The sequence below is a fragment of the Pseudarthrobacter sp. 1C304 genome, assembly GCF_052245515.1.
Lineage (GTDB): Bacteria > Actinomycetota > Actinomycetes > Actinomycetales > Micrococcaceae > Arthrobacter.
Window position 1 is genome coordinate 325,090 of the sequence record NZ_JBQQCH010000001.1, and the last position, 12,691, is coordinate 337,780.

At 64.9% G+C, this 12,691-nt stretch carries 7 protein-coding genes and 1 pseudogene; all 8 read left to right on the plus strand.

The genetic code is table 11. From position 1 onward, the window contains the following. The first annotated feature begins 118 nt into the window (after positions 1 to 118). Complete coding sequence (locus tag ACTWQD_RS01555; RefSeq protein ID WP_443194445.1) at positions 119 to 1,423, plus strand: aromatic ring-hydroxylating oxygenase subunit alpha; 1,305 nt, start codon at positions 119 to 121, stop codon at positions 1,421 to 1,423. Then, on the plus strand, positions 1,420 to 2,835 hold the full coding sequence (locus tag ACTWQD_RS01560; protein ID WP_443194446.1) for a ferredoxin reductase: 1,416 nt from the start codon (positions 1,420 to 1,422) through the stop codon (positions 2,833 to 2,835). The genes ACTWQD_RS01555 and ACTWQD_RS01560 overlap by 4 nt, the downstream gene beginning before the upstream one ends. Positions 2,836 to 2,968: 133 nt before the next feature. Further along, positions 2,969 to 4,891 (plus strand): BCCT family transporter, encoded by a 1,923-nt coding sequence (locus tag ACTWQD_RS01565; protein ID WP_443194447.1) that lies wholly within the window; start codon positions 2,969 to 2,971, stop codon positions 4,889 to 4,891. A gap of 3 nt (positions 4,892 to 4,894) precedes the next feature. Beyond that, a complete protein-coding gene (purU, locus tag ACTWQD_RS01570; RefSeq protein ID WP_443194448.1) occupies positions 4,895 to 5,824 on the plus strand; it encodes a formyltetrahydrofolate deformylase in 930 nt (309 codons plus the stop codon). A 38-nt stretch (positions 5,825 to 5,862) separates the two neighbouring features. Continuing rightward, the gene (locus ACTWQD_RS01575) at positions 5,863 to 8,370 is read left to right on the plus strand and encodes a GcvT family protein (protein ID WP_443194449.1); all 2,508 of its coding nucleotides are present in this window, start codon (positions 5,863 to 5,865) and stop codon (positions 8,368 to 8,370) included. A gap of 96 nt (positions 8,371 to 8,466) precedes the next feature. Continuing rightward, a pseudogene (locus ACTWQD_RS01580) lies at positions 8,467 to 9,684 on the plus strand (DUF222 domain-containing protein); the annotation flags it as partial. A gap of 248 nt (positions 9,685 to 9,932) precedes the next feature. After that, a complete protein-coding gene (locus tag ACTWQD_RS01585) occupies positions 9,933 to 11,294 on the plus strand; it encodes an MFS transporter (RefSeq protein WP_443194450.1) in 1,362 nt (453 codons plus the stop codon). Positions 11,295 to 11,356: 62 nt separating this feature from the next. Further along, a complete protein-coding gene (locus tag ACTWQD_RS01590) occupies positions 11,357 to 12,610 on the plus strand; it encodes an aminopeptidase P family protein (protein ID WP_443194451.1) in 1,254 nt (417 codons plus the stop codon). The last annotated feature ends 81 nt before the right edge of the window (positions 12,611 to 12,691 follow it).

Sequence of the window (12,691 nt, forward strand, 5' to 3'; positions counted from 1 at the left end):
GGATGTGTCCCTAATCTCACTATTACAAGCTCTTCGACCATCCCGTTAGCATCCGCGCCCCGTGGTCACCCCGCAACAGCCGCAAAACCCGCAACCCAGGCCTCCCGGGAGGAAACCCTTGACTGCTTCAGTGAACGTGCCCCTTAATTCACGCGGAAAACTCGCTGCGTCATTGCCTGCCGAGCAGCTGGCAGAAATTTCCGCGTTGTTTGAGTTCCGGCCCACCGGCTTCTCCCTCGATGCCCCCTTCTACACCGATCGCACCATCTTCAACATCGACATGGAGGCCATCTTCGGCCGGCACTGGATCTATGCCGCCAGCACCGCTGAACTGCCGGAGCCCGGCGACTACGTCACCGTTGACTACGGGCCCTACTCCCTGATCGTGCTGCGCAACGACGACGGTGGCGTGAACGTCCTCCATAACGTCTGCCGCCACCGCGGTGCCCGCGTTCTCACCGAAGCTGCCGGGTCAACCGGGAACCTGGTCTGCGGCTACCACTCCTGGACGTATTCCCCGGAGGGCAACCTGATCCATGCCTCCGCGCCGGGGGAAACGAAGTTCGACAAGAGCTGCTTCGGCCTCAAGCGTGCCCACGGCCGTGAGGTTGCCGGACTCATCTTCGTCTGCATTGCGGATGAACCGCCCACGGACTTCGATGAAACGGCAAAGATCTTTGAGCCGTACCTGGCGCCCCACGATCTCGCGAAGACGAAAATCGCCTACCAGCAGAACATCATCGAAGAGGGCAACTGGAAGCTCGTCATGGAGAACAACCGTGAGTGCTACCACTGCGACGGACACCCTGAGCTCGCCTGCTCCCTCTTCCCCACCTGGGGCCTGACCGAGGGCCTGATCCCGCCCCACCTGGAGGAAGTGTGGGACCGCAACAAGGAGGCCCAGTCCTCCCTCGAAGAGCGTTGCCGCCGCTACGGCCTTCCCTACGAGGTTGTCGAGGAGCTTGACACCCGCATCGCGGGAATCCGCATTTCACGGGAATCACTCGACGGAGAAGGCGAATCATTCTCCGCCGACGGGCGCAGGCTTTCCAAGAAGCTGCTCGGTGACCTGCGCGACTTCCGCCTTGGCCGCTGCTCGATGCACCTGCAGCCCAACAGCTGGTTCCATTTCCTGGGCGACCACGTCATCACGTTCGGTGTCTTTCCCATCAACGAACACCAGAGCCTCGTCCGCACCACGTGGCTGGTGGCTGACGACGCTGTGGAGGGCGTGGACTACGACTTGGAGAAGCTCACCTACACCTGGAAACAGACGAACCTGCAGGACAAGGCGTTCGTGGAGCTGTGCCAGCAGGGTGCCGGCAGCCCCGCCTACGAGCCCGGCCCCTACATGAAGAGCGAATACCAGGTCGAGGCATTCATCAACTGGTACGTGCAGCGCGTGCAGGAGCACTTGGCATGATTGAACTCCTCACCGAAACGGCAATCCAGGAACCGCAGCGGATTCGCGGACTTGAGATGCCGTGGAACAGGGTGATGGGAAGCGCCGAGACGCCCGCCCGGGCAGCCCGTGCATTGGGCCCATGGCATCCGCAGGAGTTCACGGCCGAATGCGTCGAGACCGTTCCCGAGGCCGGCGCCATGATGACCTTCGTGTTCCGCCGCTGCGATGGTGCGCCCCTGGCGTTCCGCGCGGGCCAGTACGTGAACGTCGCATTTCCTGTGAATGGCGAGGACCAGGAACCGGTGGACCGCAGCTACTCGCTGTCCAGCTCGCCCACCGAGCCCTGGACCTTCAGCATCACCGTCAAGTGCGACTCCACGGGACTGGTTTCGCCATGGGTGCACCAGAACGTCAAGCCCGGCAGCGTCCTTGAGATGCTGGGGCCGGTAGGAGCGTTCCACCTGCCCGACGCCGACCGGCGCGCGCGGTACCTCCTGCTTGCAGCCGGCGCAGGCATCACTCCCATCATGTCCATGGTCCGGACAATCCACTCCCTGCCCGGACACGCCGATGTTGTGATGCTCTACCACGGCTCGGACGCCGGAGGCTTTGCCTTCCACCGGGAGCTGGCCTATATCGCGTCCGTGGACTCGCGCATCACGGTCCACTACTCCCTGGGTGACCGCAGCGTCCCGGATGGGTGGGACGGGCTCCGTGGAAGGCTGACGGCAGGCATGCTCGAGGAGGTGGCCCCCGACGCCAACGGCCGCCAGGTGTACGCATGCGGTCCCGAGGGTTACCTGAACACCGCCGCCGAGCTCCTCGAGAAGGTCGGGGTGGACGACACTTCCATTCATATGGAGTTCTTCTCGGGAGACCGCCAGACGCTCCTGGAATACCAGGCGGAGGTGGCGCTTGCAGCCGACGTCGCGGAGGAAATTGCCGAGGAGATCGCCGAGTCCGCCGAGAACTACTATGAAAGCCAGCCTGCCGCGTTTGGGCTCTACGAGCCTGGCTATGACGCCGACGGAACCTTGCAGGCCTCGGGGCTGCCGCTGGAAATCATCGACCTGGAGGCGCCCGGCCCGGACCCCTCCGCCGACGGCCCGGCCACGGAGCCGGATGCCGGCTCCCCTGACGCCTCGACCTTTGACACGGTGGGAACAGGCAGCCTCACCATGTCCTTCATGCGTACCGGCCTCAACGTGCGGATCGACCCCAGCGAGCGAATCCTCGAGGCGGCCCAGCGTGCGGGCGTCAGGATTGGCGCGAACTGCAAGGAGGGCATGTGCGGCTCCTGCAAGGTCGTCAAGCTTTCAGGGGAAATCGAGATGAACCACCAGGGCGGAATCCGGGCGCGGGAAATCTCGGCGGGCAAGTTCCTGCCCTGCTGCTCCATCGCGCAGACCGATCTGGTGATCGATGCCTGACCCCTGACCCCTGATCCGCGATCGAAGCAGAGCTGACTGTAACCACTGAAAGACAGGAAGCACCGATCTTCCACCGGCCCGGGGACGCCGGAATGCAGCGCCAGCCCATGAATTTCTTACCAAAGGACCTGACATGGCTTTGAACAGTGACATTCGCCCGGATGCCCAATCCCCGCTAGAGCTGGAGGAGCCCACACCCGTTCCTGCATCGGATAACTCTTCTTTCTCCCACGAGTCACAGGACGCGGAGGACACCGAACAGATCATGCAGGAACTCCGCCAGACCAAGGCCGAACAGGCTGTGGCTGAACGGCGGAACCGCAAGCTCACCCTCGACAAGGCCACCTTCGGCATAACCGGCGTCCTTGCCCTGGCCTTCGTGGCCTGGGGCTTCCTGGGCCGGGACAGCCTGGCCGCTACCTCAACACTCGCTTTGGACTGGGTCATGGAGTACACCGGCTGGCTCTTTATGGTCCTGGCCTCGTTGTTCGTTGTTTTCGTTCTCTGGCTGGCCCTGGGCAAGTGGGGCAATATTCCCCTCGGCAAGGACGGTGAAAAGCCGGAGTTCCGCACCGTTTCATGGATTGCCATGATGTTCGCGGCCGGGATGGGCATCGGCCTGATGTTCTACGGTGTTGCCGAACCGCTCTACCACTACATTTCGCCGCCGCCTGGCACCGTGGACGGACGGACCCCCGCCGCCATCCAGACGGCCATGGCCACCTCCATCTTCCACTGGACCCTGCACCCGTGGGCGATGTACGCCGTCGTTGGCATCGCCATGGCCTACGGCACATACCGCCTGGGCCGCCGTCAGCTGATCTCGGCAGCGTTCACGTCGCTGTTCGGCATCAGGACAGTCGAGGGGCCGCTGGGAAAGTTCATCAACATCCTGGCGATTTTCGCTACGCTTTTCGGCACGGCGGCTTCCCTGGGCCTCGGCGCCCTGCAGATCGGCAGCGGGCTGAGCTCGAACGGCTGGATGGGTGAGGTGGGTACGCCCGTGCTCGTGGCCATTGTCGCCGTCCTGACCGCCTGCTTTGTGGCCTCGGCGGTGTCCGGCATCAGCCGCGGCATTCAGTGGCTGTCCAATATCAACATGGTCCTGGCCGTTGTCCTGGCGCTCATCGTCTTCATCGCAGGCCCCACGCTCTTCATCCTCAACCTCATCCCCGCCGCGGTGGGGGACTACGCCGGGGGGCTGGCCGAGATGGCTTCCCGCACCGAGGCCGTCGGTGACGAGGCGCTGCGCACCTGGATGTCCGGCTGGACCATCTTCTACTGGGCCTGGTGGGTGTCCTGGACGCCTTTCGTGGGCATGTTCATCGCCCGGATCAGCCGCGGCCGCACCATCCGGCAGTTCGTCACCGGCGTCCTGCTGGTACCCAGCATCGTCAGCGTCATCTGGTTTGGCATCTTCGGCGGAACGGCCTTCAAGATCCAAGAGGACGCGGACAGGGAAGGCACAGCCGGCCTTGTGTCCATGGCCAGCGGGTCACCGTCCATCGATTTTGACGGAGCCCTGTTCGACCTGGTGAAGAACATGTCCATGCCGGCTTGGCTGACTGCGGCGGTCATCGTCCTCGCCATGGTCCTGGTGGCCATCTTCTTCATTACGGGAGCCGACTCGGCGTCGATCATCATGGGGTCATTGAGCTCCAACGGATCCTCGGACCCGAAGCGCGGCCTGGTGATCTTCTGGGGCACCCTCACAGGTGCAGTAGCGGCCGTCATGCTGCTCGCCGGCGGCGATGAACCGTCCGAGGCGCTTTCCGGCCTGCAGCGCATCACCATCGTGGCGGCCCTGCCCTTCGTCCTGGTCATGCTGCTGCTCTGCTTCGCCCTGGTCAAGGACCTGCGCCGGGATCCGCTGTCACTCCGGCGCCGGCTGGCGGACTCCGTCGTGGAACGCGCCATTCGCAGCGGCGTGGACCAGCACGGCGGCGTCCAGTTCGATCTCGTAACCAAGCACGAATGTGACCAGCGCTGTCCGGATGACGGCCCCTGCGCGGCATCCCCCGCTGACACCCATGCACCCGCAAAGAATCAGGAGTAGACCATGACCACAGTCCTCGAAGGCCGCCCCGCCGCCATCGCGACGGCGGAAGCCGGCGCCGTCCCCAGCGTCCCCAGTACCGGCACCGCACAGTACGTCCTCACGCTTGCGTGCCCGGAGCGCCCCGGGATCGTCCGGGCGATCACCGCGTTCCTCGCTGACCGCGGCTTCGACATTGTTGAACACCAGCAGTTCGATGACCATATGAGCGGCAAGCTCTACCTGCGCACGGCCTTCACCCCGGGAGACAACGAAGTCTCCGCGGAAGGCCTCAGCGCAGAGTTCGCCGCCACTGCCGATGAGTTCGGCATGGAGTTCGCCATCCACGACGGCCGCCCCCAGCGCGTGCTGGTGATGGTCTCGAAGTTTGGCCACTGCCTCAATGACCTCATCTTCCGCTGGCGCGCCGGCAGCCTGGGTGCGGAGATCGCCGTCGTGGTCTCCAATCACGAGGACCTCCGCCCTATGGCGGAAGCCGCCGGCCTGCCGTTCATCCATGTCCCGGTCACCGCCGAAACCAAGCCGCAGGCCGAGGCGCGCCTGCTGGAACTGGTCGAGGAGTACCAGGCAGACCTGGTGGTCCTGGCCCGCTACATGCAGGTACTCTCGGACAGCCTCAGCAGGACCCTACGCGGCCGGGCCATCAACATCCACCATTCCTTCCTCCCCGGGTTCAAGGGGGCCAAGCCCTACCACCAGGCCTACGACCGGGGCGTGAAGCTCATCGGAGCCACCGCGCACTACGTCACCGCAGACCTGGACGAGGGCCCGATCATCGAGCAGGAAGTGTTCCGGGTGGACCACAGCCTGGACCCGAATGCGCTGGTCACTGTAGGCAGGGACGCCGAATCGCAGGCACTGTCCCGCGCAGTCAGGTGGCACTGCCAGCACCGGGTCCTGCTCAACAACACCCGCACCGTCGTCTTCCGCTAACGCCAACGCCCGCCACGCACAACAGGAGAAACAAACCCATGAGCGCATCACCACGCGTTGTCATCATCGGCGCCGGCATTGTCGGAACCAACCTTGCCGACGAACTCACCACCCGGGGCTGGACCAACATCACGGTGGTGGAACAGGGCCCGCTGGAACTTGCCGGCGGCTCCACCTCGCACGCGCCGGGCCTGGTCTTCCAGAACAACCCGTCACGGACCATGACCGAATTCGCCACCTACACGGTGAACAAGCTGCTGGCCCTGAGCAAGGACGGCGAATCCTGCTTCAACCAGGTGGGCGGCCTGGAGCTGGCAACCACCCCCGAGCGCCTCGCCGACCTCAAGCGCAAGATGGGCGTGATGACCTCCTGGGGCGTCGAGAGCAGGATCGTCGACGCCGACGAGTGTGAAAAAATCTACCCTCTCCTGAACACCGGCAAGCTCACCGGCGGCCGCGAAGTCCTGGGCGGCCTGCTCATCCCCACTGACGGCCTGGCCCTGGCGGCCCGTGCGGTGCAGCTGCTGATCGAGCGCTCCAGCGAGCGTGGCGTGACCTTCCTTGGCTCGACCGCGGTGACCGGCATCGCCCAGGAGGGCGGCAAGGTGACCGGCGTCGAGACCGACAACGGACTGATCCCGGCGGACATCGTGGTGTCCTGCGCAGGTTTCTGGGGCCGTGAACTCGGCAAGATGGTGGGCCTGGAAGTCCCGCTGCTGCCGCTGGCCCACCAGTACGCCATCAGCACCCCGCTGCCCGAACTCGAAGGCGACAACGAGCTTCCGAAGGGCGCCAGCAAGCCCATTCTGCGCTACCAGGACAGGGACCTCTACTACCGCGAATGGGGCGACCGCATCGGCATCGGCAGCTACGCCCACCGCCCCATGCCGGTGGACATGTCCGCGCTGCCGAAGGTCTCCGCAGAGGAAATGTCGGACCACCGCATGCCCTCGCGCCTGGAGTTCACCCTGGAAGACTTCCTGCCCGCTTGGGAGGACAGCCAGGACCTGCTGCCGGCGCTGCGCAGTTCCGAAATTCAGGACGGCTTCAACGGCATCTTCTCCTTTACCCCGGACGGCGGACCGCTCATGGGCGAGGCGCCGGACCTCCAAGGCCTCTTTGTGGCTGAGGCTGTGTGGGTGACGCACTCGGCCGGTGTGGCCAAGGCAATGGCTGAGCTGCTGGTGGAAGGCCGGTCACGCACGGACCTCCACGGCTGCGAGCTCACCCGCTTTGAAAAGGTGCAGACCTCCGACGCCTACGTCAGCGAGACGTCGCAGCAGAACTTCGTAGAGATCTACGACGTGATGCACCCGCTGCAGCCCAGGGAATCCCCGCGGGACCTGCGCGTCAGCCCGTTCAACGTCCGGCAGAAGGAACTCGGGGCCTTCTTCCTGGAGTCCGCCGGCTGGGAACGCCCGCACTGGTTCGAGGCCAACCGCGGCCTCCTGGAGGAGCTGCCGGCAGAATGGCAGGCGCCGGAACGGGACGAATGGTCCGCCATGTTCTCTTCCCCGATCTCCGCCGCCGAAGCGTGGAAGACGCGCACCGCCGTCGGACTTTTCGACATGACGCCGCTGAAGCGGCTGTCCGTGGTGGGCCCGGGCGCGCAGGCGCTGCTGCACCGGCTCAGCACGGGCAACATTGCCAAGAAGCCTGGCGCCGTAACGTACTGCCTGCTGCTGGAGCACGACGGCGGCATCCGCAGTGACGTGACGGTGGCACGGCTGGGGGAGGAAGACTTTCAGCTGGGAGTTAACAGCAACGTGGACTTCGACTACCTGCGGGTGGAAGCCCGGAAGCAGTCGGCCGCGGATCCGGCCCAGTGGGTGCACGTCTCGGACATCACCGGCAGCACCTGCTGCATCGGTCTGTGGGGCCCGCTGGCGCGCGAGGTGATCGGCAAGGTCAGCTCCGACGACCTGACCAACGACGGCCTGAAGTACTTCCGCACCAAGGAAATCTCCGTTGGGGGCATCCCGGTCACGGCCATGCGGCTCTCCTACGTGGGCGAGCTGGGCTGGGAGCTGTACACCACCGCCGAATACGGGCTGAAGCTGTGGGACCTGCTGTTTGAGGCGGGTCGGGAGCACGGCATCATCGCGGCCGGCCGCGGCGCGTTCAACAGCATGCGGCTCGAAAAGGGCTACCGGCTGTGGGGCACGGATATGACCTCCGAGCACCACCCGTACGAGTCCGGCCTGGGCTTCTCGGTGGCCAAGGACAAGACGGGCTTTGTGGGTTGCGAGGCCCTGGCTGGGCGCAGGGAGCAGCCGGCCACCCGGGCGCTGCGGTGCCTGACGGTCGACGACGGCACGTCCATCGTGCTGGGCAAGGAACCTGTGTATGTGGACGGCTCCGCGGTGGGTTACGTCACGAGCGCCGCTTACGGCTACTCCGTCCGGAAGCCGATCGCCTACGCGTGGCTGCCGGCGTCCGTGTCCGAGGGCGACCCGGTGGAGATCGAGTACTTCGGGAAGCGCGTCGCAGCAACGGTCTCTGCCGAGCCGCTGTTCGATCCGGGCATGGAGCGCCTCCGCGGATAGTCCATAAGCTGTCCGGGCTTGCGTCGGAAACCGGGGGTCGCTGAAGAGGCGGCACCCGGTTTTCAGGCGTGACGGACCCTTTCCCGTGCTGCCGGCGTCGCCGCCGAGATTGGCGCCGTGTTGGCCATCGGGCCGCGGGCCGCAGCGTCGTTCCTGGCCGCATCCCATATGGTGACCACCATCTTGCCGCTGACACTGTCCGCCCTGCGGGCCGGAACGATGTCCTGGCAGCATGCCCTGGCCTTGGCGGATGAGGCAGCCACCCTCGACCCGGCCGGCGCCGCGGCCCTGGAAGCCCACTTCCTCGACCCCGCCACACGCAGGCCTGCCACCGCCGCAGCAATCGGGGAAATGCCCGCGCACAGGCTTCGAATCAAAGCCCGCACCTGGCGCGAACGCCACCACGCAGAATCAATCGAGAAACGCCACGCCAAGGCCGTGGCAGACAGGCGCGTCGAATACAGGGCGGACCAGGACGGCATGGCCTGGCTCTCGGCCTACCTTCCCGCCGACCAGGCACTGGCGGGCTGGAACCGGCTCAACGCACTCTCCCGGGCCGCCCAAGGACCCGGTGAGCCCCGCACGCTCACCCAGATCCGGGCCGACAATTTCGCCTCAGCGATCCTGACCAGCAGAACCAGTAGCGGTGGCGGGGCAAGTGCCGGCGACGGGGCAGACGCAGGGTCGTCTTCGTCGGTGCGGGCGCAGGTGCTCGTCACCGTGCCGGTATTTGCCCTGATGGGCCTCACCGACGAACCCGCCATGCTGGACGGTTTCGGGCCCATCCCACCGTCCATGGCGAGGAATCTGGTCGCGAATGGGGCTGATTCGTTCCACCGGGTTCTGGTTGACCCGCGGGACGGGGCACCACTGGAAATCGGGCGGACCAGCTACAGGGTCACCAAAGCCATGCGGAACTGGCTCCGGCTGCGGGACGGCAAATGCCCCTTCCCCTGCTGCAGCAACAATTCACTGGACAACGAGGCAGACCACCTCCTCGCCTGGCACCAAGGTGGCGCCACCGGCATCAGCAACCTGGGACAACCCTGCCCTAAGCACCATCGTCTGAGACACACCACCGGATGGACACCAACACCAGCCACCAAGAACGAACCCCCCGGCTGGACCTCACCCTCCGGCCGCCACTACAAAAGCGAACACCAGGACTGGGAACCGCCGCACTGGCCGGACGAAGTGATGCCGGAAATCAAGCGCCTCAACGGATCAACCCTCGGGTTTATAGACTTCGCTTACATGGGATTGTCCCCGGGAGAAGAGGATCTGGCGCGGTTCCTGACCGTCCCACGCGCTTGATCAGCAGAAGGCGGATGAAGCCAGCTGCGACATAATTGCAACTCTATTGCATCCAGAACAACTGCTGCGAGCCGATGCGCACCCCGCTCCGCTGCGTGCTGAGCCGTCGTGGGTCCAAGGAATCCGATGCTTTCTTTTTGCACATGGGAAAGATGCTTCTTCACAACCATTGACCGTGGCCGCCATCACACCTTAGTCTGTTGCAACAGCGTTGCGCTGAATGCAACCACAAACAATTTGGTGGAAACATGAGTAACGAAACTTCCTCCCCATCCCGCCGCAGCTCCCTGGGCGGTACCCTGAGTGATCCACGCCCCGCCCTTGCCGACAACGCCGTCAGCAAGGAAACCAGGCGCCGGGTCATCGCTGCCAGCTTCATCGGCAACTTCGTTGAATGGTTCGACTACGCCGTTTATGGCTACCTGGCCGTCACCATCGCGACGGTCTTCTTCCCGGAATCCGACCCGCAAACCGGGCTGCTGCTGACCTTCGCCCTCTTTGCCATCTCCTTCCTGGTTCGACCGCTCGGCGGATTCGTCTGGGGCCACATCGGCGACAAGGTGGGCCGGCGGACAGCCCTCTCCCTGTCAATCCTCATCATGTCCGGAGCGACGTTCTGCATAGCCCTGATCCCCGGCTACGACACGATCGGCATCTGGGCGCCCGTCCTGCTCCTGATCATCAGGGTGGTCCAGGGCTTCTCTGCCTCCGGCGAATACGCCGGAGCCTCGGCCTTCCTTGTGGAGTACGCCCCCGCCAACCGCCGTGGCCTCTACGCCGCCGTCGTCCCCGCCAGCACCGCGGCCGGCCTGCTCCTCGGTTCACTCATGGCCGGCCTGCTGACTACCTTGCTCTCCTCCGACGCGATGCAGAGCTGGGGCTGGCGGCTGCCCTTCCTGCTGGCGGCCCCCATGGGACTGATCGGCCGGTACATCCGGACCAAGCTCGAGGACACCCCCGTGTTCCGGGAGCTGGCCGCCGAGGACCACGCCGTCAAGGCCCCCGTTTCCAGCCTCTTCCGCAACCACTGGCGGCAGCTGCTGCAGGCCGTCGGCGCCGTGCTGCTCAACGCCGTCGGCTTCTACGTGATCCTCAGCTACATGCCCACGTACCTGTCCTCGGAACTGGGCCTGGGCGAAACTGAATCATTCCTGGCCACCACGGTCGCCCTGATCACCTACATCGGCTTCATCTTCCTCACCGGCATGCTCTCGGACCGGTACGGGCGCAAGAAGGTGCTGATCAGCGCCTCGGTTGCCTTTATCGTCCTGACCGTCCCGGCCTTCGTACTGCTCGGCACCGGCAACTTCCTGGTCATCGTCCTGGTCCAGATCCTGCTGGGCGCCATGCTTAGCCTCAACGACGGCACGCTCCCCAGCTTCCTGGCGGAAATGTTCCCCACCCGGGTCCGCTACAGCGGCTTTGCGGTCAGCTTCAACCTTTCCAACGCCCTGTTCGGCGGCACCGCCCCGTTCATGGCAACGCTCCTCATCGCCGCAACCGCAAGCGACCTGGCACCGGCCTGGTACCTGGTGGCTGCCGCCGTCGTCTCCCTCATCGCAGTGTCCCTCTCCAGGGAAACCTGCAAAGAGCCCCTGCAGCACGAATAGCTTCCCTCCGAAACCAAACCAACCGCACCTCAAGAAATGCACTAGAGAAAGGCATCGCCACGATGACCATCACCACCGACAACGCTTCGTCCATCGCCGAACTGGAGCGCCTCAAGGTCCTGAACAACGGCTCAAAGGTGAGCCTCACTTTCTCCGACGCCGAGTTCGAGCGCCGCCTGGCCGGCCTGCGCCGCATCATGGCAGAGAAGAGCCTGGACGCCGTCGTCCTGACGAGCTACCACTCCATCAAGTACTACTCCGACTTCCTGTTCACCTACTTCGGCCGCTCCTACGCCATGGTGGTCACCAAGGACGACACCGTGACCGTCACGGCCAACATCGACGCCGGCATGCCGTGGCGCCGCAGCTACGGTGACAACCTGGTCTACACGGACTGGCGCCGCGACAACTACATCTTCGCCATCCAGGAAGTGCTGCGCACCCGCGGCATCTCCCCGCGCCGGATCGGCGTCGAGGACGATTCGCTCCCGCTGGACAACCGCAACAAGATCCAGGCGGCGTTCGAATCGGCCACCCTGGTGGACGTTGCCCAGGCAGCCATGCGCCAGCGGATGATCAAGTCGGCCGAAGAGATCGAGGTGATCAAGCACGGCGCCCGCATCGGCGACCTGGGCGGCGAAGCGATCCGCAATGCCATCACCGCGGGGATCACCGAGTACGAGGTTGCGCTGATCGGCACCGAGGCCATGGTCCACGAGATCGCCCGGACCTTCCCGGACTCGGAAATCCGGGACACCTGGGTCTGGTTCCAGTCCGGCATCAACACCGACGGTGCACACAACTGGGCCACCACCCGCAAGATCCAGGAACACGACATCCTGTCCCTGAACTGCTTCCCCATGACCTCGGGCTACTACACGGCGCTGGAGCGGACGCTGTTCTACGGTGAACCGGACGCCCGGTCGCTGGAACTGTGGAACATCAACGTGGAGGTCCACAAGCGCGGCCTGGAACTCATCAAGCCGGGCGCCGTCTGCAAGGACATCGCCGCCGAGCTCAACGAGATTTACGTGGGCCACGGGCTCCTGGCCAACCGCACGTTCGGCTACGGCCACTCGTTCGGCGTCCTGAGCCACTACTACGGCCGCGAAGCCGGACTCGAGCTCCGCGAGGACATCGACACCGTGCTGGAGCCCGGCATGGTGGTCTCCATGGAACCGATGATCACGGTCCTGGACGGCCAGCCCGGCGCCGGCGGCTACCGCGAGCACGACATCCTGGTAGTGGGCGAGGACGGCGCGGAGAACATCACCAAGTTCCCGTTCGGCCCGGAGTACAACATCATCGGCGCCTAATCTCTTCCCTGGCGTCAACGAACACCCGGAAGCGGCGCCATCCCCTTGGCGCCGCTTCTGGCTCTCCCTTAGGGAATGATA